Here is a 21,445-nt window from a genome sequence, read left to right as displayed (position 1 = left end):
GGTGTTCAGTTCTGTCGTCACAAACGGATCTTGAACGCCCTCGCTTCATGTCCGCAGCCGAACAGCTGATCTCCCCCTTGGAATCAATCATCTAGGCGGGACGAGCCCCTCGATGTAGTCCAGGTAGCCGACCGCCTGGTCCTGCTGCGGGCCGTCGAGGCGTTCGAGCATCGGCCCGACCATGTTGCGCTGGTCCTCGGCGAACTTGTCGATCTTGGGGGAGCGCGGCTCGGCGCGGCGGAGCCTGCTGATGCCGGCCCGGGTCGCGCGCTCCATGTCCTTGAGCGTCCTGCTGACGAGCGGGCCGGCCTCCGACGAGCCGAGGAGCTGGGCGACCTCCTCGGCGCGCGTCTTGGCCGACACCAGCTCGCGCTCGCCCCGTACGACGTCGTCGGTGCTGAGGCGGACCAGCGTGCTCTCGGCGGCCCGCTTGAGCGGGTAGAGGGCGTCGCCGGGCACCGAGTCGTACGTGACGACCGCGGTCAGCATCATCGCGGTCACCAGCCCGAACGAGACCAGCGCGGAGGCGGGCGAGCGCCGCCGAGGGCGCGGTCTGCGGCGGGAGTGACGCCCGCCGGCCCGGTTCGCCGAGCGCGGCCGGGATGCGGCCCCGGCGGCCCTCGCGGTGGCTGCTGTGGTGGCCGCCGGGGCGGTCGCGGCGCGGGCGGCGGCGAGCTCGTCACGCAGGCGGGAGCGGAAGGCCGGGTCCGGGCCGCCACCCAGCGGGGTCCTGCCGAGCTCGGCGAGATGCTCCAGCACCCGCTCCTGCGATCTGCGCGCCCTACTCATGGCGGCCCCCTGACGCCCCCGCGGCTCGGTCCTGTGGTGATACCTGCCTAACGACGTTCCGTGGCGAAAGGTTACGCAAGGTCGTGTTTGAGCGCCCTGGCCAGCGCACGGACGGCACGGAACTGCAGCGCTTTGATCGCTCCACTCTTCTTCCCCATGATCAGCGCGGTTTCCGCGAGCGACAGGCCGTGCAGGAATCGCAGGACGACGCACTCCTGCTGTTCGGGGTTGAGATCCCGGACGGCGCGCAGCACCCGGTCGTTGATGATGGCGGTGACCACGGCGTTCTCGGGGATGTGCGAGCCGTCCAGGGGGACGTCGAGCACCTCGCCGGTCGGGACCTCCAGGCGGTAGCGTCCGGACTTGAAGTGGTCGGTCACCAGGTTTCTGGCGATGGTCACCAGCCAGGCGCCGAAGTCCCGGCCCTGCCAGGTGAAGTCGGCGATGCGCCGCAGCGCCCGCAGGAAGGTCTCGCTGGTCAGGTCCTCGGCGAGCGGGTGGGAGCCGACCCGGAAGTAGATGTAGCGGTAAACGAGGTCCACGTAGCGGTCGTAGAGCGTGCCAAAGGCGTCCGAGTCGCCGGTCTTGGCGTGCAGGACGAGGGTGCGCAGGTCGTCGGGGAGGTCTTCGCGCACGGCAGGCTCGGTCGCCGGAGCGGGGCCAGCGACTGCTGGCGCGAGCAGCCCGGCGAACGGCCACGAGTCAGGCATCCGTTATCCCTAGGGCGAAGGGGTGCGGCGTGCTCGAACACTCTAGAAATCAACCGGAAATTCCACAATCCGCATCCTGTTGGTAAGACTCCCCGCAATCGGCAGATACGGTGTGGACGCACCCGTTCCCTTTTCGGCTACCGGTTGAGAGGCGTAGTCCGGCAGCATTGGAGTCACCATGGAGATCCTCGTTGCTGTCATCGCCTTCGCCGGAGCCATCCTGGCAGGAGTCGCCTCGGGCGCCCTGGTCAGCCGGTTGCGTGAGGAGCCCGAGGGCTGGCTGATCGCCTGGACCGTTTCAGCGGCGGCGCTCTGCCTCGCGCTGGGCGTGGCGGGATTCGGCCACCTCATGGGGTTCGGGACCGTCACGTTCAAGCTCGTCCAGATCACCGGATCGCTGCTGGCGCCGCTCTGGCTGGCGATCGGGCTGATCCAGCTCCTGGCGGAGAAGACGCCGCCGAAGTTCCTCGGCTGGCTGTTCGGCATCGCCTACACGTTCGTCGCCCTGGTCATCATGGTCGTCGACCCGCTCGTCAGCGACGAGATGGGCAAGTCGCTGCCCGACGCGTCGGCGCACTGGGCGCTCATCCCGTCGTCGCTGCTGACCGGCGTGCACGCGATCGCCGCGCTGATCATGCTGGCGGCGGTGGTGGTCGCCGCGCTGCGCTGGCGCAACGGCGACGAGTACGACACCGACAACCTGCACGCCACCGTCATCATCGCCCCCTCGGGGCTCGCGCTGATGGGCGCGATGCAGTTCCTGAGCAACGGGTTCTTCATCGTCGTGCTGCTCCTCGTCGCCGCCGCGGCGATCTGGTACTGCGTGCTGCGCCCGCTCGCCCCGTACGAGGACGACGACGAGGACGACGAGCTCGCGGCGGCGGAGAGCCGGCGCGCCGAGCGGGCGGCCGGCCACCGTGACGACCGGCCGGTGGCCGGGCACCGCCAGGAGCCGGTGGGCCGCCGGAAGGCGCCGGAGCCGATCGCCGAGCCGGTACGGCCGCGCAAGTCGGGGCTGGGCGACCTGGTGGCCGAGTACCGGGCCACCGACGACGTCGACTACGCCGCCCGCATGTCGCCGCCGTCCGACCCGGGCCCGTCGACCGGCTACATCATGAACGGCGAGCGCGCCGACTACGCCATGCCCGCGCCGAGCGAGCGGCCCGACCCCACGATGCCGTCCACCGGCTCGATGCCCGCCGCCGGCGCCGCCTTCTCGGGCGCCGAGCTGTTCTCCCCGCGCACCGGCCCCCAGTCGGTGCCCCAGCCGGTCGTGCAGCCCGCCCCGCAGACCGGCAGGCTGTCGCCCAGCATCTACGGCATGCTCACCGTCTTCACGCTCATGGACGGCTCGGGCGCGGCCTTCGACCGGCTCGCCGAGCAGACCGTCGAGGCGGTGCGCCGGGGCGAGCCCGACACGCTCGTCTACGCCTGCCACTCGGTCAAGTCGGCGCCGCTGCAGCGCATCGTCTACGAGCTCTACCGCGACGAGGTGGCCTACCGCGACCACCAGCGGCAGCCGCACATCGAGCGCTTCATCGCCGACCGGCAGTCGATGGTGCTGGCCACCAACATCATCGAGCTCAACGTCAACGCCGCCAAGGTCGTGCCCCTGCCGACCGCCATGTTCTAGCCGGTGAGCGCGGCCCGCAGGCGCTCCTCGGACACCCGCCAGAAGTCGTGCTGCTCCCCGTCGATCAACGTGACCGGGATCATCTCCCAGTAGCGTTCGCGCAGCTCGTCGGAGGAGTCGATGTTCACTTCCTCCCACGGCACGCCCAGCTCGCCGGCCACGCGGGCGATGATCTCGCGCGCGTCGTCACACAGGTGGCAGCCAGGCTTTCCGAGCAGGGTGATGCGGTGCATGGCCTCCACGGTAGCGCTCGCTGGAAGGTGACTTTGTGCATCGGTTCACAAAAGGATTAACCTGAAAGACGGTTCTAATCCACTCACGCGGCCCGAGGCCGCCCGTTCCCCTGGAGCTCCGGCACGTGAAGAGCCCGTCCCACCCCCGTGATCGCGGCATCCCCGAGGCAACGGTCGCCCGGCTGCCGCTCTACCTGCGGGCGTTGCACGGGATGGCCGAGCGCGGGGTGGCGACCGTGAGTTCGGAGGACCTCGCCGTGGCCGCCGGCGTCAACTCGGCCAAACTCCGCAAGGACCTGTCACACCTGGGCTCCTACGGCACCCGTGGCGTCGGCTACGACGTCGAGTACCTCGTCTACCAGATCTCCCGTGAGCTCGGTCTCACGCAGGACTGGGCCGTCGCCATCGTCGGCGTCGGCAACCTGGGCCGCGCGCTCGCCGGGTACGGCGGGTTCGTGTCGCGGGGATTCCGCATCGCCGCGGTGTTCGACGCCGACCCCGAAATCGTGGGCGACGACATCGCGGGGTTGAATGTGGAGCACATCGACGAACTGGAAGCCGTGATCAAGCGGCGTGGAGTCTCGATCGTGGTTCTGGCGACACCGGCGGCGGCCGCACAGGAAGTATGCGATCGTGTGGTGGCCGCCGGGGTGACCAGCATCCTCAACTTCGCCCCGGTCGTGCTCACCGTTCCGGACGGCGTCGATGTCCGTAAAGTCGACCTATCCATCGAACTGCAGATCCTTGCGTTCCACGAGCAACGCAAAGCTGGGGGGCCACTCATGGCAGTGGACAGTCAATGAGTGTTCTGGCGATCGGGCTCAGCCACCGCACGGCGCCGGTGGCCCTGCTGGAGCGTGTCTCCGTAACGGGTGACGCGCTCGTCAAGCTCCTGCACGACGTGCAGCAGGACCCCTGCGTGGCCGAGGCCTTCGTGGTCTCGACCTGCAACCGGGTCGAGGTCTTCGTCGCCGTGGACCGCTTCCACGCCGCCGTCAACGCCGTCACCGGGATGCTCAGCCTCCACTCGGGCGTGCCGGTCGACGAGCTGACCCCGCACCTGTACGTGCACTACGAGGAGCGGGCCGTCGAGCACCTGTTCTCGCTGGTGTGCGGCCTCGACTCGATGGTCGTGGGCGAGGGCCAGATCCTCGGCCAGGTCCGGCGGGCGCTCAAGCTGGCGCAGAAGCAGGGCACGGTCGGCGCGACCCTCAACGAGCTGGCGCAGCAGGCGCTGCGCGTGGGCAAGCGCGCCCACACCGACACCGGCATCGACCAGGCGGGCGCCTCGCTGGTGACCGCCGGGCTGGCGCTGGCGGGCGACCTGACCGGCCTGCGCGCCCTGGTGGTCGGCGCGGGCTCGATGAGCTCGCTGGCCGCCGCCACGCTGGCGCGCGCCGGCGTCACCGACATCGTGATCGCCAACCGTACGTTCTCGCGCGGCGCGCGGCTGGCCGAGACCGTCGGCGGCCGGGCGGTGGAGTTCGCCGCGGTCGCCGGTGAGCTGGCCGAGGCCGACCTGGTGATCACCTGCACCGGCGCCGGCAAGCACGTGATCACCGCCGACATGGTCACGCGCGGCGCGTTCCTGCTGGACCTGGCGCTGCCGCACGACGTCGACCCGGCTGTGCGCGCCGTCCCCGGCGTGACGCTGGTCGACCTGGAGACGATCCAGGAGTCCGGCATCGGCTCGCGCGAGGGCGACGCGGTCAGGGCCGTGCGCGCGCTGGTCGCCGAGGAGCTGACGGCCTACCTCGACGCCGAGCGGGCGGCCCGGGTGACCCCCACCGTGGTGGCGCTGCGCAGCAAGGCGGCCGGCGTGGTCGAGTCGGAGTTGGGGCGCCTGATGATGCGGGTCCCCGAGCTTGACGGCAAAATCAAGGACGAGGTGACGCTCACCGTGCAACGGGTCGTTGACAAACTGCTCCACGAGCCGACCGTGCGTGTCAAGCGGCTCGCCACCTCGCCCGGAGGCGATCATTATGCCGAGGCGCTGCGCGAGCTGTTCGACCTGGATCCGAAGATGCCCGAGGCCGTGAGGGAGGTGGAGCTGTGACTCCGCAGACGGGGCCGCTGCGGCTCGGCACGAGGCGCAGCCTGATGGCGACGACGCAGTCCCAGATGGTCGCCGACGCCTACACCGAGCGCACCGGCAGGGCGATCGAGCTGGTCGGCGTCACCACGTTCGGCGACGTGAGCAAGGCCCACCTGGCCCAGCTCGGCGGCACCGGCGTGTTCGTCAGCGCGCTGCGCGACAAGCTGATCGAGGGCGAGGTCGACTTCGCCGTCCACTCGCTGAAGGACCTGCCCACCAAGCCCGACCCGCGCATCGCGCTGGCCGCGCTGCCCGCCCGCCACGACCACCGCGACGCGCTGGTCGGCCGCTGCTCCTTCGCCGACCTCCCGGCCGGCGCCAAGGTCGGCACCGGCTCGCCGCGCCGCGTCGCCATGCTCCGGGCCATGCGCCCCGATCTGGAGTACGTGCCGATCCGCGGCAACGCCGACACCCGGATCGGCAAGGTCACCTCCGGCGAGCTCGACGCCGTCGTGCTGGCCTCGGCCGGCCTCACCCGGATCGGGCGGACCGCCGAGATCGCCCAGATCTTCGAGGTCGAGGAGCTGCTCCCGGCCCCCGGCCAGGGCTCGCTGGCCGTGGAGTGCCTGGCCGACCGCGACGACCTGGTCGCCTTCCTCGGGCAGCTCGACGACCCGCGGACCCGCTCCGCGGTGGCCGCCGAGCGGTCGGTGCTGGCCGCCCTGGAGGCAGGCTGCTCGGCGCCCGTGGGTGCGTTCGCGCTCGATGACGGGCACACTCTGAACCTGACCGCTGCGGTCGTCGCCATCGACGGCGCCCGCGCGGTGCGCAAGTCCACCGCCGGCTCTCCTTCGGAGGCGGAAGATCTGGGTCGCCGGCTCGCGGCCGAGATGCTTCACGAAGGGGCCGACAGATTGATGGGGGAGCATTCCCATTGAGCTCCGATAGTCCGACCTCCGGTTTCGTCGCGTTCGTAGGCGCGGGGCCCGGCGACCCGAACCTTCTCACGCTCCGCGGCGCCGAGCTGCTGGGCAAGGCCGACGTGGTGATCCTCGACGAGGACCTGCACGGCCCCCTGCTCAAGCACTGCCGCCCCGGGGTCGAGGTCGCCGCCGACGACCTCGTCAAGCACGCCAAGTCAGGCCGGCTCGTGGTGCGGCTGTGCGAGGGCGACCCGATGCTGTTCTCCTCGATCACCGAGGAGGCCGCGGCGCTCGCCGCGGCGGAGGTGGACTTCGAGATCGTGCCCGGGGTGCCGCCCGCGACGGCCGTGCTCGGCTACGCGGGCATCCCGCCGGCGTCGTCGGTGCCCGAGTTCCGGGTCGTCGACGCCGCGCAGGACCAGGACTGGTCCTCGCACGCGGCCTGTCCCGGCACGCTGGTGATCTACAACGGCATCACCGAGGCCGTGGCGATCGGCAAGGCGCTGATCGCCGGCGGCAAGCCCGACAGCACCCCGGTGGCCGTCAGCAGCGGCGGCACCACCACCGAGCAGTACACGGTCGTCTCCTCGCTCGGCAGGCTGCAGGCCGACCTCAAGCACGCGGGCTTCACCGAGCCGGCGCTGATCGTCGTCGGCGAGGCCGTGGGGCTGCGCGACAAGCTGTCATGGTTCGAGACCAAGCCGCTGTTCGGCTGGCGGGTGCTGGTGCCGCGCACCAAGGAGCAGTCCAAGAGCCTGTCGGAGCAGCTCACCTCCTACGGCGCGGTGCCCGAGGAGGTGCCGACCATCTCGGTCGAGCCGCCGCGCACCCCGCAGCAGATGGACCGCGCGATCAAGGGCCTGGTCACCGGCCGCTACGAGTGGGTGGCCTTCACCAGCGCCAACGCGGTCAAGGCGGTGCGCGAGAAGTTCGAGGAGTACGGGCTCGACGCGCGGGCGTTCGCCGGGCTCAAGGTGGCCGCCGTGGGCGACGCCACCGCCCGGGCGCTGGTCGAGTTCGGCGTCAAGCCCGACCTGCTGCCGTCGGGCGAGCAGTCGTCGGAGGGCCTGGTGGCCGAGTGGCCGCCCTACGACTCGATGCTCGACCCGATCAACCGGGTGCTGCTGCCGCGCGCCGACATCTCCACCGACACGCTCGTGGCCGGGCTGACCGAGCTGGGCTGGGAGTGCGACGACGTGACGGCCTACCGCACCGTGCGGGCCGCGCCGCCGCCCGCGCCGATCCGCGAGGCCATCAAGGGCGGCGGGTTCGACGCGGTGCTGTTCACCTCGTCCTCCACGGTCCGCAACCTGGTGGGCATCGCGGGCAAGCCGCACAACGTCACCGTGATCGCCGTCATCGGGCCGCAGACGGCCAAGACGGCCGAGGAGTTCGGGCTGCGCGTCGACGTGATGGCCGACAAGGCGTCCGCGTCGGCGCTGGCGGCCGCGCTCGCCGAGTACGGCGCCAAGCAGCGCAGCGCCGCGCTGGCCGCCGGTGACACGCCGCGCAGGCCGTCGCAGAACCGCAGAGGAGCCAGGAGGAGAGCCAAGTGAGTGCCGAGTTCCCCGTCGCCCGTCCGCGACGGCTGCGCCGCTCCCCGGCGCTGCGCCGGATGGTCGCCGGCACCCGCCTGCACCCCGCCGACCTGATCCTGCCGATGTTCGTCAAGGAGGGCATCGACGAGCCGAGTCCGGTCGCGTCGATGCCCGGCGTCGTCCAGCACACCCGTGACTCGCTGCGCAAGGCCGCCCACGAGGCCGCCGAGGCCGGGGTCGGCGGGCTGATCCTGTTCGGCATCCCGGCGGTCAAGGACGCGCGCGGCTCGGCGGGCGACGACCCCGACGGCATCCTCCAGGTGGCGCTGCGCGAGGTGAGCGCCGAGGTGGGCGACGCCATCGTGGTGATGGCCGACACCTGCCTCGACGAGTTCACCGACCACGGGCACTGCGGGATCCTCACCGAGTCCGGCGACGTCGACAACGACCTCACGCTGGAGCGCTACGCCTCGATCGCGGTCGCGCAGGCCAGGGCGGGCTCCCAGGTCGTGGCGCCGAGCGGCATGATGGACGGCCAGGTGGGAGTGATCCGGGCGGCGCTCGACGCGGAGGGCTTCTCCGGGGTGCCGATCCTCGCCTACTCCGCCAAGTACGCCTCCGCCTTCTACGGGCCCTTCCGCGACGCCGCCGAGTGCGCGCCGCAGTTCGGCGACCGCAGCACCCACCAGCAGGACCCCGCCGGGCCGCTGGAGGAGGCGCTGCGCGAGGTGCGGCTCGACCTGGCCGAGGGCGCCGACGCCGTCATGGTCAAGCCCGCGCTGGCCTACCTCGACGTCATCCGCGCCTTCCGCGACGAGGTGGACGTGCCGGTGGCCGCCTACCAGGTGAGCGGCGAGTACGCGATGGTCGAGGCCGCCGCCGCCAACGGCTGGATCGACCGCGAGCGCACGATCATGGAGTCGCTGGTGGCGATCAAGCGCGCCGGCGCCGACCTGATCCTCACCTACTGGGCGACCGAGGTGGCGCGCCGCCTCTAACAGGGGGTTTCCCGTCGGGTCCTGGGACCTGTGCGTTAGAGTGCCATGACAAGTGCTGGTGTGTCCCGCGTGGCTATTGAGCCCGGAGAGCCGGGGCCTCCTCAGGCACCGAATCGACGGGAGACACCAATGGTGGGGGTACCTCTGGCTCGGCGTACCAGGAAACGGTCCCGGCCGACGCGGATCGACGCCGTGCTGGGCTACGCCGCACTGGGCTGGCCGAGCGTGCCGGGAGCCTTCCCGCTGCGGCGGGGCACCCGAGCGTGTTCCTGTGACCGGCTCGGCTGTCCCGACCCGGGCGCGCACCCCATCTCCCCCGCCTGGAGCCTTCAGGCCACCACCGACGCCACCCAGCTCACCCGCTGGTGGCAGCGCGAGCCCGAGGCCAACGTCATCCTGCCCACGGGGCGGGTGTTCGACGTCTTCGACGTGCCCCTCGCGCTCGGCCTGTCGGCCCTCACCCGGATCGACAACGCAGGCGCGGACTCCGGCCCGGTCGCCGCCAACGGCGACCGGGTCTTGTTCTACGTGGCCACGCGCGGCAACCCGGAGGACGAGGACGAGTGGTGGTCGTGCCAGCTCGACTGCGACCCGGCCACGATCGAGGACACGCCGGGGCTGCGCTGGCACTGCCGCGACAGCTACGTGCTGGCCCCGCCCTCCACGCTGCCCACCGGACAGCCGGTCTCGTGGCTGCGCCCGCCCGACGGCCGGCCGCTGCCCGACCCGCTCCGCCTGCTTGAGTGGCTGGCCGACTAGGGGACTAACCTGGTCTGGTGAGCCGTACACGCATCTCCGAGGACCTGTTCGCCCGCGCCAGCGCCGTCGTGCCGGGGGGTGTCAACTCGCCGGTCCGCGCGTTCGGAGCGGTGGGCGGCACTCCGCGTTTCATGGCCTCCGGGCAGGGCCCGTACATCACGGACGTCGACGGCAACCGCTACGTCGACCTGGTGTGCTCGTGGGGCCCGATGATCCTGGGGCACCGGCATCCGGCCGTGGTGGAGGCCGTGTCGCAGGCGGTGGCCCACGGGTTCTCGTACGGGACGGCCACGCCGGGCGAGGTGGAGCTGGCGGAGGAGATCGTCCGCCGGGTCGCGCCGGTGGCGAAGGTGCGGCTGGTGAGCTCCGGCACCGAGGCGACGATGAGCGCGGTGCGGCTGGCGCGCGGGTTCACCGGACGGTCCAAGGTGATCAAGTTCGCCGGGTGCTATCACGGGCACGTCGACGCGCTGCTGGCCTCGGCGGGGTCGGGCGTCGTGACGTTCGGGCTGCCGGACACGCCGGGGGTGACGGGGGCGTCGGCGGCCGACACGATCGTGCTGCCCTACAACGACGTCAAGGCGGTGGAGGAGGCGTTCGCCTCGGCCGAGATCGCCTGCGTCATCACCGAGGCGTGTCCGGCCAACATGGGCATCGTGCCGCCGCTCGACGGGTTCAACGCCCGGCTGCGTGAGCTGTGCACGGCCAACGGGGCGCTGCTCATCGTCGACGAGGTGCTGACCGGCTTCCGCGTCTCGCCGTCGGGCTGGTACGGGCTGGACCCGGTGGAGGCCGACCTGATGACGTTCGGCAAGGTGATGGGCGGGGGGCTGCCGGCGGCGGCGTTCGGCGGCCGGGCCGAGGTCATGGCCCATCTGGCGCCTGAGGGTCCCGTCTATCAGGCGGGCACGCTGTCGGGCAATCCGCTGGCCTGCGCGGCCGGGCTGACCACGCTGCGCACGCTCGACGCCGACGCCTACGCGAAGGTCGGCGCGGCCGCTTCGGCGGTGGCGCGGGCGGCCACCGAGGCGCTGTCGGAGGCGGGGGTGCCGCACCGGCTGCAGACGGCGGGCAGCCTGTTCTCGATCTTCTTCACCGACCGGCAGGTGACGAACTTCGCCGACGCCCAGACGCAGAGCACGGCCGCGTACAAGGCGTTCTTCCACGCGATGCTCGACCGGGGCGTCTACCTGCCGCCGTCGGCGTACGAGGCGTGGTTCCTGTCGGCGGCGCACGACGAGGAGGCACTGGAGCGGGTCGCCGACGCGCTGCCCGCCGCCGCCAAGGCGGCCGCCGCGGTCCTCTGATTGGCGAACAGCACCCCGGCCACGATGAGCACGGCCGCCACCGCCTTGAGCCAGGTCAGCGGCTCACCGGTGAAGAGGGCGGCCGACGACATGCCGAAGACCGGCACGAGCAGCGTGTACGGGGCCACGGTCGAGGCGTCGTAGCGGCGCAGCAGATAACCCCACACGCCGAAGCCGCCGAGCGTCGAGACGAACGCCACGTACGCCAGCGACAGCCAGCCCTCGGCCGGGGCGGCGAGCGACGGGACGCCCTCGACCAGCAGCGACAGCAGCAGGAGCGGGGGCGCCGACAGGGCGCTCACCCAGACCATGAAGCGCAGCGAGTCGGGCGGGGCGGCCTTGCGCTGGGCGACGTTGCCGAGGCCCCAGGCGGCGGCCGCGGCCACGCAGAGGGCGAAGGCGCCTGCCGGGCCGGACAGGCCGAAGTCGACGGCGACCAGGGCCAGGCCGCCGAAGGCGACGGCCAGGCCGGCGACGCGACGGGCGGTGAGCCGCTCGCCGAGGAGCGTCACCGCGAACACGATGGTGAACAGGACCTGCGCCTGCAGGACCAGGGAAGTCAGCCCGGCCGGCATCCCGGCGCGCATGCCGATGAGCAACAGCCCGAACTGGCCGACTCCGAGAGTGGCAGCCACCGCGCCGACCCATCGCCAGGGAACTCCGGGCCGCCCCACGAGGAGCAGCGCGGGCAACGCCGCCAGCGCGAACCGCAGGCCCGCGTACAGCAGGGGCGGGAAGTGCTCCAGCCCCACCTGCATGACGACGAAGTTCACTCCCCAGACGGCCGCGAGGCCGACGGCGAGGGCCAGGTGGCCGGGTCTCACGCGGCGGACGTCTTGCGGTAGCGGATGCGCTGCTCGCGGGCCTGCTCGGCGAGGGCCTTCAGGTAGGAGGTGGTCTGGTGGGTCTGCTTCTTCGTCTTAAGGATTCGCATGCATATATTTTCCAACGCTACACCTTTAACGACAAGCGAGACTTTCTATGCTTAACCCTTTAGACTGGCTTACATGTTGGACTTGAACCGGCTCAAGGCTCTACATGCCGTGCACGTCTACGGCTCGGTCGGCGCCGCCGCCGACGCGCTCATGGTCACGCCGTCGGCCGTCTCGCAGCAGATCGCCAAGCTGGAGCGCGAGACCGGGGCCAGGCTGGTCGAGCGCAACGGGCGCGGCGTGCGGCTGACCGATGCCGCCGGGCTGCTCGCCGAGCACGCCGAGCGCATCCTGGCCCTGGTCGAGACCGCCGAGGCCGACTTCGAGGCGCTGCGCGGCCAGGTCGTCGGCCGGCTCAACGTGGGCGCGTTCCCCACCGCCGCGCGCGGCTTGATGCCCGCCGCGCTCGCCGAGCTGCGCGAGCGCCACCCCGACCTGCTCATCCAGCTGTACGAGCGCGAGCCCGAGCGGGTGATCCGCGAGGTGGCCAGGGGCGAGCTCGACCTGGTCATCGTCCAGGACTGGCTCAACCGGCCGATCGCCATCCCCGAAGGACTGTCCAGGAAGTCGCTGCTCGAAGACGTGGCCGACGTGGCCGTCCCGGCCGACCACCCGCTGGCCGGCCACAAGGAGATCGCGCTGTCGGCACTCCAGGGCGAGCGCTGGATCAGCTCCACGCCCGGCACGATCTGCCACGACTGGCTGGTGTTCACGCTGCGCAGCGCCGAGGTCGAGCCGGAGATCGCCTGCATGGCCGACGAATACCCGACCCACCTCGCCCTCGTGGCCGCCGGGCTGGGCTGCGCGATCGTGCCCAGGATGGGCCGCGACCCGGTGCCCGACGGCATCCGGTTCATTCCGATCCGCCCTGGCCAGAGCCGCCGCATCTACGCGCTCTGGCGCACCGACGCCGCCCGCCGCCCCGCGATCCGCGCCACCGTCGAGGCGCTCGTACGCTCCAGCAGCCGCCACGAGAACGCCTGGGCGGTCACCTAGGACAGGGCGATGGCCACCAGGCCGCCCAGAATGACCCCCGCGGCCAGCAGCCGGTGGTCTCCTTCCGACCGGCCAGACTCCATCCACCCGCGAGCCGGGCCCGGCGAGCGGCTAAGCTGAAGCCCACCATGGCTGAAACCACTGTCGTTCACCTTTTGCGCCACGGTGAGGTGCACAACCCTGGCGGCATCCTCTACGGCAGGCTCCCTGGTTACCACCTGTCCGAGACCGGCCAGCTGATGGCCAAGACCGTCGCCAAGTCCGTGGCGGGGCGCGACATCGTCGCCCTCTACAGCTCGCCGCTGGAGCGCGCGCAGGAGACCGCCGCGCCGCTGGCCGCCACGCTCGGCCTCGACATCGTCAGCGACGACCGGCTGCTGGAGGCCGGCAACCTGCTGGAGGGCCGGATCTCCGGGCCCGGCCTGCAGTTGCTGCGCAGCCCGCGCAACTACCGCTACTTCTGGAACCCGATGCGGCCCTCGTGGGGCGAGCCCTACCCGGTGATCGTCGCGCGGATGAAGTCGATGGTCGAGGACGCCAGGGAGGCGGCGCGCGGGCACGAGGCGGTGCTCGTCAGCCACCAGCTCCCGATCTGGGCGATCCGGATGGCGGCCGAGGGCCGGCGCAGGCTCTGGCACGACCCTCGCCGCAGGCAGTGCGCGCTGGCCAGCCTCACCACGTTCACCTTCGACGGCAACCGGCTCGTCAGCGTCGGCTACAGCGAGCCGGCGGGGTCGCTGTACCGGGGACCCAGCGTCCCGGGCGCATGACAGCGCCGGTAGAGTTGCAAGCTCTACCGCTTGTAGTACAAGGAGATCATCCTCCCGTGCGCGCGACGTCAATCTCACTGGCCCTCATCGCCGTCCTGGCCGCGGGCTGCGCGGGCGACCAGGGCGGTCAGCCCGCGGCGGGTGACACCCGCTTCGTCGCCGGCGACGGGAAGATGCAGGTGTTCGCGGCGGCCGAGCGCGAGCCGGCGCCCGCCGTCGAAGGGCCCACGCTGGAGGACGGCACCGCCTCCCTGGCCGCCCACAAGGGCAAGGTCGTCGTGCTCAACTTCTGGGCCTCCTGGTGCGGGCCCTGCCGGGCCGAGGCGCCCGTGCTCAAGGAGGTCGCGGCCAAGACCAAGGGCACCGGCGTGGAGTTCATCGGCATCGACTTCAAGGACCGCAAGGCCGACGCGCTCGCCTTCGAACGCACCGAGAAGACCGGCTACCCGAGCATCTTCGACCAGCCCGGCAAGATCGCGCTCGCCTTCCAGGGCACGGTGCCGCCCGCGGCCATCCCGTCCACGCTGATCATCGACAAGCAGGGCCGGATCGCCGCCCGGGCGCTCGGCGCCGTCCGCTACACCGACCTGATGGACACGGTGACCAAGGTGCGCGATGAGTGACGTGGTCGCGTCCGGCTCGCTGCTGCTGGCGGTGCCGATCGCGGTGCTGGCCGGCGTGGTCTCGTTCCTGTCGCCGTGCGTGCTCCCGCTCGTCCCCGGCTACCTGTCGTACGTCACGGGCATGAGCGCCGACCCCAAGCGGGGGCGGCTGGTGCTGGGCACGCTGCTGTTCGTGGCCGGGTTCGCCGCCGTGTTCGTCGCCAGCGGGGCGCTGTTCGGCGGGCTCGGCGCGGCGCTGCTCGGCAACGCCGAGATCATCACGCGGGTGCTCGGCGTGCTCACGATCCTGCTCGGGCTGGCGTTCCTCGGGGTGGTCCCCGGGCTGATGCGCGACGTGCGCATCCACAGGATGCCCTCCGCCGGGCTGGCCGGCGCGCCGCTGCTCGGCGTGGTGTTCGGGCTCGGCTGGACGCCGTGCATCGGCCCCACCCTGGCCGTCGTCCTCACCCTCGGACTCAACGAGGGCAGCGCCTCGCGGGGCGCCCTGCTCGCCGTGGCCTACGCGCTCGGGCTCGGGCTGCCGTTCGTGGCCGCCGCCCTGGCCTACAGCAAGGCGCTGCACACGTTCCGGGCGATCCGCAAGCACTCGCGCCTGATCACCCGGATCGGCGGCGGCATGATGGTGGCCGTCGGCATCGCGCTGGTCACCGGCCTCTGGGGAGAGATGATCGCCACCATGCAGGGCCTGATCGGCAACTTCCGGCCGGTGATCTGATGAGCGTCGACGAGCTGGAGCGGGAGCGCGCGGCCAAGCCCGCGGGCATGGGCCTGACCGGCTGGCTGCGCTGGTGCTGGCGCACGCTCACCTCGATGAAGACCGCGCTCATCCTGCTCTTCCTGTTCGCGCTGGCCAGCGTGCCCGGCTCGCTGATCCCGCAGCGCAGCGTCGAGCCCGACAAGGTCGCGCTCGTCTACAAGGACAGTCCGGCGCTGGCCGAGTGGTACGACCGCTTCCAGCTCTTCGACGTCTTCACCTCGGTCTGGTTCGCGGCCATCTACCTGCTGCTGTTCACCTCGCTGATCGGCTGCATCATCCCGCGCACCGCCACCTACCTGCGCGAGCTGCGCCGCAAGCCGCCGGCCGCGCCGCGCAACCTGACCAGGCTGCCGCACTCCGCCTCCTTCGACGGCGACCTCACGGTCACCGAGGCCGCCAGGCGGCTGCGCAAGCTGCGCTTCCGCGTGGAGACCGGCGACGGCTGGGTCGCCGCCGAGAAGGGCTACCTGCGCGAGACCGGCAACCTGCTCTTCCACATCGCGCTGCTCGGCGTGCTGGTCGCCGTCGGCTTCGGCTCCCTGTACGGCTACCGGGGCAACGTGCTGGTCGCCGAGGGCGACGGGTTCGCCAACACCGTGGCCGCCTACGACCGGTTCATCCCCGGCCCTCAGGTGTCGGCCGAGTCGCTGGAGCCGTTCAGCTTCGAGATGACCGACTTCCAGGCCACCTACCAGGTCGAGGGGGAGAAGCGCGGGCAGGAGCTCGACTACTCCGCCTTCCTCAAGGTCACCGACGCTCCCGGGGCCGCGCCGCGCGACTACGAGCTCAAGGTCAACGAGCCGCTGGAGGTCAACGGCACCCAGACCTACCTCATCGGCCACGGCTACGCCCCCGTCTTCCGCGTCACCGACGCCAAGGGGCACGTCGCGTTCGAGGGGCCGGTGCCGTGCATCATCGCCGACAAGCCCACGCTCACCTCCGACTGCGTGGTCAAGGTGCCCGACGCGCAGCCGACGCCGCTCGGCTTCCTGATGCGCTTCCTGCCCACCAGCGTGCCGCTGACCGACGGCAGCTACGCCTCGGCCTTCCCCGGGGCCATCCAGCCCGGCGTGCAGGTCCTGGGGGCGTTCTCCGGCGACCTCGGCATGCGCTCGGGGGAGCCCAGGTCCGTCTACGAGCTGGCGCCGCCCGAGCTGATGAAGAAGCTCAAGCCGCTGGTCATGGGCAAGGACGTGCCCGCGCCGCTGGCCCCCGGCCAAACGCTCGACCTGCCCGACGGGGCGGGCAAGCTGGAGTTCGTCGAGGTCAAGGAGTGGATGACGCTCCAGATCGCCTACGACCCCGGCCGGCTGCCCGCACTCATCGCCGCCTCGACGGCCACCGTCGCCATCGTGCTCTCGCTGGTCATCCGGCGCCGGCGGGTGTGGGTGCGGGTCAAGGACGGCACCGTCGACGTGGGCGGGCTGACCCGCACCGAAGGGTCCGCGGCCGGGTTCGCGGAGGAGTTCGACGACATCGTCAAGGTTCTAGCAGCAGGAGACAAGGATGAGCGCTGAACCACTCGCGGAGCTGAGCGACCTGTTCGTGGTCGCGGCAGTGCTGCTCTATCTGTTCGCGATGGTGGGCTTCGCGCTCGAGCTGGCCTTCGGCCGCGCCCGTGCCGACGCGCCCGTCAAGGGCCGCGCACGCACCCCCGTGACGGTGGGCGCCGCCTCCTCCTCGGAGGCGGAGGCGGACGGGCCCTCCGACGACGCGCCGCAGCAGCCCGTCCCCGCGTTCGCCCTGCGCGGCGGCATCGCCGGGCTCGTCCTGGCCTGGCTCGGCTGGGCGGCCAACCTCGGCGCCATCGTCACCCGCGGCCTCGCGGTCGACCGGTGGCCGTGGGGCAACATGTACGAGTTCATCGTCGCCATCTGCTTCGCCGCCGTCTCCGCGTTCCTCATCACCCAGACGCGCACCAACATCCGCTTCCTCGGCGGGTTCGTCATGGTGCCTGCGGCGCTGGGGCTGGGGCTCGCGTCCAAGGTCTTCTACACCTCGGCCGGGCCGGTCGTGCCCGCGCTCAACTCCTACTGGATCGCCATCCACGTCACCGCCGCCATCATCGCCAGCGGACTGTTCGTGCTCGCGGGCGTGGCGGGGGTGCTCTTCCTGGTGCGCGGCGACGGGCTGTCGCGGCTGCCCGCCAAGGCCGAGCTGGAGAAGGCGGCGCACCGGGCGATCGTGCTGGCGTTCCCGCTGTGGACGTTCGCCGTCATCGCGGGCGCGCTGTGGGCGGACCGGGCGTGGGGCCGCTACTGGGGCTGGGACCCCAAGGAGGTGTGGTCGTTCATCACCTGGGTCGGCTACGCGGCCTACCTGCACGCCCGGGTGACGGCCGGGTGGCGTGGCCGGGCGGCGACCGTCGTGCAGCTCGTGGCGTTCCTGGCGCTGCTGTTCAACCTGGTCGGCGTCAACATCTTCATCGAGGGCCTGCACAGCTACGCCTGAGGCTGAGAGCGCCGTGGAGGCGCTCCGGGCGGTTCCCTCCGCCCGGAGCCTCGCTCCGCCTGCTGGGGGCGTCTGCGGCGCTCCCAGGAGGCGGTCGCTAAAAAAGATTTACCTGAAAGAGTAGGTGACAGGCGTTTCGGAGGGGCGGTTACTTCTCTTCGCCGCGCATGCGACGGTCGAGTTCGCGAAGGAAATCGGGGTCGTCGTCGGGGCCCTTGGGGATGCCCGCGGTCGAACGCGGCTGCACCGGCCAGGACTCCTGGATGGGCCGGGGACGTCCGCGCAGCATCCAGAACAGCCCGCCGATGAGGGGAAGCACGGCGACGACGATGAGCCACACGGCTTTCGGGGAGTGCCTGACCTCTTCCTCGGGGGTGGTGATGACGTCGAACAACGTGAACAGCCAGAAGGCCAGCAGAGCCAGGCCGACAATGACACCTGCCATGCCCCGAACTGTAAGCCATCTCCAGCGTGTTCGTGCCACCTGATGTCGCATTTCGGATGACTGGCGAAGATCAGCGTCGTACCGTGGAACCCGATTCGGCGCCACGGGGCGGTGAGGGGTGCGATGGCCATTTCCAACGACAAGGGGCGCCATCGGCGAGGTCGCTGGTGGCGGCGCGGGTCGTACCTCTTCTCGCGCCGCACCGAGGCCCCGCCCGACGCGGACCGGTCCTTCTGGGCCAACGCGCGGGGAGCCTATCGGCGAGGCCACAGTGAGGTGGGCCGGGCCGCCGGGGAGGGCACGGAGACGCCGGGCTTCCGCCGGCGCGAGCGCGAGCGCCGCGACCAGCCGGCACGCCGGGCCGACGCCGACCGCCGCGACCAGCCGGCGCGCCGGCCCGACGCCGACCGCCGTGACCAGCCGATGCGCCGGACCGACGCCGACCGCCGTCCCTGGGAGGGCGGGGGACCGGACGAGCAGGCGAGGCGGCGGCCGGAGCGGACGCCCGCCACGGCCCCGGAGCGGCCCCGCTACACGTGGCAGGACTTCGAGCTCGACGGCTCCCACGCGCGGGCCCGGCCGCATCCGCCCGACGTGCCGCCGCTGGGCGACGGGCTGCGGCACTGCGGGAAGCTGGAGGCGATCCTGCACCGCCAGTGGGACGCCCGGCTGGGGCCGCCGCCGCCTGATCTCGTCCGGGCCGTGGAGAGCCTGGCCAGGCTGCCCGACCGGCTGAAGGAGCGGCTGGCCGAGGGGCTGGAGGGCATCTACGTCGGGCCGGGCGGCGTGCCGGACCTGGACGACATGGGCTATCTGCGCGGCGCGCCGCTGCCGTCGGGCCGGGCCACGTGGGACGTGTGCGCGGGCGCGTACGGGGACCGGAAGGTCGTGGTGGGGGACCGGCCCTCGCCGACGCCGGACGTGATGATGCACGAGGTCGGGCACGCGATCGACGACATCGATTCGGTGTTCGGCGTATGGGTGTCGGACACGCCGGAGTTCGTGGCACTGTTCGAGAGGGTCACGCCGCTGCTGGCGTCGTCGTTCCACCGTCAGGGCGGGGGGCTGGGCCGCAAGGAGTTCTTCGCCGACGCGTTCGCCGCCATCGCCTCACGGCAGCGCCCCGCGCTGGTCGACATGCTCGGCGGCAACACGCGGATGGCGCTCGACGTCATGCTGTTCTTCAACCGGCGCTACGGAATCTAGGTGATCGGCCATGTACGTCATCCGGCTCGCTGACGGGACCCTGCGGGTGCCGAGGAGCCTGGCCAGCGAAGACGGGCGCCTGATCGGGAACGCGTATGTCGAGGTTGAGCCCGGCGAGCCCGGTTACGACGAGTGGTTGCAGGAGTCGTTGACCGAGGAGGAGGCGGCCGAGCGGCGGCGCCGCTGGGCGGAGGAGAACGACGAGCTGGAGCGGGAGTTCCTGGCATACAAGGCCGACCAGGACGGCGACTGAGAGGCAGGATTCCGCCAAGGCGCCAGCCACGGTCGGCGGATGGCGCCTTCCCGCGCTCGCCTTACGGATGGGCCGGCGAGCACGCCGTCTCGGTGATCCTGGCTGGCAGGATCACCGACTGGGCGGTACGTCAAACACGCGGGGACTCCCCTGTCGGCCTGTCGGCCGTCAGAACGTCCTCGCCTCGAAGAAGGGCGTGCACTTCCGATTCACGGAAGCGCCGGTGCCCTCCGGGGGTGCGGATACTGCTGATGCGGCCTGCCGCAGCCCAGCGCGTAACCGTCTTTGGGTCTACCCGGAAGAGGGCGGCAACCTCTCCAGGGGTCAGCAGACGCTCGCTGCTACTCTCCACCAATCTCTCCCCCTCGCATCCCGCTTCCTGCCAGCGGGCGGACAGGTAACCAGTGTGTCGAGCGAAGCCTGATTTATCCGTGGTTTTCTGCAAAGATCACGGGTTGTTATCAGCTGACTGCCCGATTGTTATATGATAGAGCCTCTTTGGGGCTCTCGTGGGTGTTTCTTTACGAAACACCCTTACTGGGCACAGTAGCAGCGCTCGTGCCCGATGCGAAGAGCGACCGGAGGCATGGGCCGAGTAATCTCGAACCCGTGCATCCCGTTCTCGTTTACACGTTGTCCAGGATCGGCCTGTTCATCATCGCCTTCGGAGTGCTCTGGCTCCTCGGCGTGCCGAACCTGCTGGTCCTGCTGGTGGCCGCGTTCGCGATCAGCGGCATCGCCAGCTATGTCCTGCTCTCCAAGCAGCGCGACGCCATGAGCGCGCGCATCAGCGGCAGGATCGACCGCGCCAAGCCGCAGGACGACTAGGGCAGAGGGAACATGCCAATCCGGGCATGGTACTCCCGCCCGAGTCGGGTTGTGTCGCTACCGACTAGTAGTCCTGTCCTGTTCGCCAGAAAAGCCTTGACGCCGATCCCGCGTTCGCGGCCGGGATTCCAACTGAGCGCCTTTCCCGTCCGTGGATGAATGGCCCCGATGCCCTCGCGCGGCACCGCCCCCGGGCCGGCCGAGTCATGGCCCTGCGGATTGTCCAGCCAGCGCTGATGCCCTCCGACGTAGACCGCGCTGCCCGTGACCGACACCGCGTAGAGCGAGTCGCCGCCTGTCTTGTTGACCCAGGTGGGCTTGACGTTGCCGCCGGTGGCGTACGTCTCGAACCTGGCCGCGCTGTCGCACGTCCCGCGCCTGGGCCCGCCGGTGGTGACGACCACGAAATAGCGGCCGTCGGGCGCGAAGTCGAGGCCGCGCACGTACCACGGGAAGACGTCCATGCACTTGCCCGTGTACGCGTCGGTCCGCCACGGGGCGAGCTTGGGCGCCGGGCCGCCGATGTCGATGAGGCCGAGCTGCGGCCGTGACTGCCCGTCGAGCGTGGTGAAGCTGCCGTCGACCGCCAGCCGGTCGGCCGTGGCGGCGATCGCGTGCACCCGGACCCGCCGGCTCAGCGGATCGCCCGGCGTGATGGTGAAGGCGGGGTCGGCGCGGCCGGTCGTGGCGTCGAGCCGGGCCAGCGCGGTGCGCGGGCGGGTGAAGTCGCCGCCGGCGTAGAGGTGGGCGCCGCGCCTGGCCAGGGTCGCGACCGCGCCTCCGGAGACGGCAGGGCGGAACGAGGGCACCGGCCGGCCGGTCGCCAGGCTCACCTGTGCCAGCGACCTGGCGCGGTGGCCGTCGACCTCGTGGAAGTCGCCGCCGACGTAGACGGTGCCGTCGTCGCCGGCGGCCAGGCTGTGCACGGGCCCGCCCACGCCGGGGGCGAAGCGGGGCAGCACCCGCCCGGTCGTGAGGTCGAAGGCGAACAGGTTGTCGCGCCGGTAGGTGGTGGTCCTGGTGGCGTCGGCGACCGCCGAGAACGAGCCGCCGACCACCACGGTGTCGCCGACGAGCGTGATGGCGTTGACGATGCCGTCGAGAACGTGCGGGGTGTGGTCGACCGGGTCGGCCGAGACCACGCGAGGGTGCGCGGCGGGGGCCGCTGCGATGATCGCCGCAAGGGCGACTCGGGCAAGCATTTGCCCATTCTTAGCAGACGCAATGTAGTCGTGCCGCTACTTTCCGTTGATTGTCGG

Annotated in this window: 23 protein-coding genes and 1 pseudogene; 17 read left to right on the top strand and 7 right to left on the bottom strand. The window is 71.3% G+C overall.

All coding sequences use genetic code 11. The features are described 5' to 3' along the window. Positions 1–87: 87 nt before the first annotated feature. Together ACWDXC_RS44760 and ACWDXC_RS44755 are read right to left on the bottom strand one after the other, a co-directional pair. Positions 88–789 (bottom strand): DUF5667 domain-containing protein, encoded by a 702-nt coding sequence (locus tag ACWDXC_RS44760; protein WP_449993105.1) that lies wholly within the window; start codon positions 787–789, stop codon positions 88–90. A 71-nt stretch (positions 790–860) separates the two neighbouring features. Then, entirely contained in the window at positions 861–1,499 is a 639-nt protein-coding gene (locus tag ACWDXC_RS44755) for a sigma-70 family RNA polymerase sigma factor (RefSeq protein ID WP_219504424.1), read from the bottom strand. Positions 1,500–1,677: 178 nt separating this feature from the next. On the opposite strand from ACWDXC_RS44755, the gene ACWDXC_RS44750 reads away from it, so the two are divergent. Beyond that, positions 1,678–3,132 (top strand): putative quinol monooxygenase, encoded by a 1,455-nt coding sequence (locus tag ACWDXC_RS44750; RefSeq protein WP_449993103.1) that lies wholly within the window; start codon positions 1,678–1,680, stop codon positions 3,130–3,132. Here ACWDXC_RS44750 and ACWDXC_RS44745 read toward each other — a convergent pair. Beyond that, positions 3,129–3,365 (bottom strand): glutaredoxin family protein, encoded by a 237-nt coding sequence (locus ACWDXC_RS44745; RefSeq protein WP_219504426.1) that lies wholly within the window; start codon positions 3,363–3,365, stop codon positions 3,129–3,131. The two genes, ACWDXC_RS44750 and ACWDXC_RS44745, sit on opposite strands and share 4 nt — an antisense overlap. A gap of 125 nt (positions 3,366–3,490) precedes the next feature. On the opposite strand from ACWDXC_RS44745, the gene ACWDXC_RS44740 reads away from it, so the two are divergent. The 7 genes from ACWDXC_RS44740 to hemL all read left to right on the top strand — a co-directional run bounded on the left by ACWDXC_RS44740 (position 3,491) and on the right by hemL (position 10,925). Next, on the top strand, positions 3,491–4,168 hold the full coding sequence (locus ACWDXC_RS44740; RefSeq protein WP_219504427.1) for a redox-sensing transcriptional repressor Rex: 678 nt from the start codon (positions 3,491–3,493) through the stop codon (positions 4,166–4,168). Continuing rightward, positions 4,165–5,421 (top strand): glutamyl-tRNA reductase, encoded by a 1,257-nt coding sequence (locus ACWDXC_RS44735; protein WP_449993100.1) that lies wholly within the window; start codon positions 4,165–4,167, stop codon positions 5,419–5,421. Before ACWDXC_RS44740 ends, ACWDXC_RS44735 begins: the two co-directional genes overlap by 4 nt. Next, entirely contained in the window at positions 5,418–6,338 is a 921-nt protein-coding gene (gene hemC, locus ACWDXC_RS44730) for a hydroxymethylbilane synthase (RefSeq protein WP_219504431.1), read from the top strand. Before ACWDXC_RS44735 ends, hemC begins: the two co-directional genes overlap by 4 nt. Continuing rightward, positions 6,335–7,879, top strand: a complete 1,545-nt coding sequence (locus ACWDXC_RS44725) for a bifunctional uroporphyrinogen-III C-methyltransferase/uroporphyrinogen-III synthase (RefSeq protein WP_357584707.1) — start codon at positions 6,335–6,337, stop codon at positions 7,877–7,879. The genes hemC and ACWDXC_RS44725 overlap by 4 nt, the downstream gene beginning before the upstream one ends. Further along, positions 7,876–8,859, top strand: a complete 984-nt coding sequence (gene hemB, locus ACWDXC_RS44720; protein ID WP_219504435.1) for a porphobilinogen synthase — start codon at positions 7,876–7,878, stop codon at positions 8,857–8,859. Before ACWDXC_RS44725 ends, hemB begins: the two co-directional genes overlap by 4 nt. 129 nt (positions 8,860–8,988) lie before the next feature. Continuing rightward, positions 8,989–9,618 (top strand): bifunctional DNA primase/polymerase, encoded by a 630-nt coding sequence (locus tag ACWDXC_RS44715; protein ID WP_449993097.1) that lies wholly within the window; start codon positions 8,989–8,991, stop codon positions 9,616–9,618. A gap of 17 nt (positions 9,619–9,635) precedes the next feature. Beyond that, positions 9,636–10,925, top strand: a complete 1,290-nt coding sequence (gene hemL, locus ACWDXC_RS44710) for a glutamate-1-semialdehyde 2,1-aminomutase (RefSeq protein WP_219504446.1) — start codon at positions 9,636–9,638, stop codon at positions 10,923–10,925. 62 nt (positions 10,926–10,987) lie between these two features. Here hemL and ACWDXC_RS44705 read toward each other — a convergent pair. Continuing rightward, positions 10,988–11,683: pseudogene (locus ACWDXC_RS44705) on the bottom strand (EamA family transporter); the annotation flags it as partial. Between the two features lie 249 nt (positions 11,684–11,932). Between ACWDXC_RS44705 and ACWDXC_RS44700 the strand changes: the two are divergent. The 6 genes from ACWDXC_RS44700 (at position 11,933) to ccsA (ending at position 17,454) form a co-directional block, all read left to right on the top strand. Further along, on the top strand, positions 11,933–12,853 hold the full coding sequence (locus tag ACWDXC_RS44700) for a LysR family transcriptional regulator (protein WP_219504448.1): 921 nt from the start codon (positions 11,933–11,935) through the stop codon (positions 12,851–12,853). A 128-nt stretch (positions 12,854–12,981) separates the two neighbouring features. Further along, positions 12,982–13,623: a histidine phosphatase family protein gene (locus ACWDXC_RS44695; RefSeq protein WP_449993095.1), complete on the top strand. Its 642-nt coding sequence runs from the start codon at positions 12,982–12,984 to the stop codon at positions 13,621–13,623. Positions 13,624–13,679: 56 nt separating this feature from the next. Further along, positions 13,680–14,246 (top strand): TlpA family protein disulfide reductase, encoded by a 567-nt coding sequence (locus ACWDXC_RS44690; RefSeq protein WP_364167882.1) that lies wholly within the window; start codon positions 13,680–13,682, stop codon positions 14,244–14,246. Continuing rightward, complete coding sequence (locus ACWDXC_RS44685; protein WP_449993093.1) at positions 14,239–14,961, top strand: cytochrome c biogenesis CcdA family protein; 723 nt, start codon at positions 14,239–14,241, stop codon at positions 14,959–14,961. Before ACWDXC_RS44690 ends, ACWDXC_RS44685 begins: the two co-directional genes overlap by 8 nt. Continuing rightward, entirely contained in the window at positions 14,961–16,520 is a 1,560-nt protein-coding gene (resB, locus tag ACWDXC_RS44680; protein ID WP_449993091.1) for a cytochrome c biogenesis protein ResB, read from the top strand. The genes ACWDXC_RS44685 and resB overlap by 1 nt, the downstream gene beginning before the upstream one ends. Further along, positions 16,510–17,454: a cytochrome c biogenesis protein CcsA gene (gene ccsA, locus ACWDXC_RS44675; protein WP_449993089.1), complete on the top strand. Its 945-nt coding sequence runs from the start codon at positions 16,510–16,512 to the stop codon at positions 17,452–17,454. Before resB ends, ccsA begins: the two co-directional genes overlap by 11 nt. A 148-nt stretch (positions 17,455–17,602) precedes the next feature. Here ccsA and ACWDXC_RS44670 read toward each other — a convergent pair whose 3' ends face one another. Further along, the gene (locus ACWDXC_RS44670) at positions 17,603–17,899 is read right to left on the bottom strand and encodes a PLD nuclease N-terminal domain-containing protein (protein ID WP_219504470.1); all 297 of its coding nucleotides are present in this window, start codon (positions 17,897–17,899) and stop codon (positions 17,603–17,605) included. A 123-nt stretch (positions 17,900–18,022) separates the two neighbouring features. On the opposite strand from ACWDXC_RS44670, the gene ACWDXC_RS44665 reads away from it, so the two are divergent. Both ACWDXC_RS44665 and ACWDXC_RS44660 read left to right on the top strand, forming a co-directional pair. Then, positions 18,023–19,105 (top strand): hypothetical protein, encoded by a 1,083-nt coding sequence (locus ACWDXC_RS44665; RefSeq protein ID WP_449993087.1) that lies wholly within the window; start codon positions 18,023–18,025, stop codon positions 19,103–19,105. A gap of 10 nt (positions 19,106–19,115) precedes the next feature. Continuing rightward, positions 19,116–19,358: a hypothetical protein gene (locus ACWDXC_RS44660; protein WP_219504474.1), complete on the top strand. Its 243-nt coding sequence runs from the start codon at positions 19,116–19,118 to the stop codon at positions 19,356–19,358. A 130-nt stretch (positions 19,359–19,488) separates the two neighbouring features. On the opposite strand, the gene ACWDXC_RS44655 is transcribed toward ACWDXC_RS44660, so the two are convergent. Further along, complete coding sequence (locus ACWDXC_RS44655; RefSeq protein ID WP_181616591.1) at positions 19,489–19,710, bottom strand: BldC family transcriptional regulator; 222 nt, start codon at positions 19,708–19,710, stop codon at positions 19,489–19,491. Between the two features lie 257 nt (positions 19,711–19,967). On the opposite strand from ACWDXC_RS44655, the gene ACWDXC_RS44650 reads away from it, so the two are divergent. Further along, positions 19,968–20,186: a DUF4229 domain-containing protein gene (locus tag ACWDXC_RS44650; protein WP_449993084.1), complete on the top strand. Its 219-nt coding sequence runs from the start codon at positions 19,968–19,970 to the stop codon at positions 20,184–20,186. On the opposite strand, the gene ACWDXC_RS44645 is transcribed toward ACWDXC_RS44650, so the two are convergent. Beyond that, positions 20,183–21,388 (bottom strand): hypothetical protein, encoded by a 1,206-nt coding sequence (locus ACWDXC_RS44645; RefSeq protein ID WP_449993083.1) that lies wholly within the window; start codon positions 21,386–21,388, stop codon positions 20,183–20,185. The genes ACWDXC_RS44650 and ACWDXC_RS44645 overlap by 4 nt on opposite strands. Positions 21,389–21,445 lie beyond the last annotated feature (57 nt).

This window comes from Nonomuraea sp. NPDC003214 (assembly GCF_053590035.1).
This window is presented reverse-complemented; position numbering and strand designations above follow the sequence as displayed.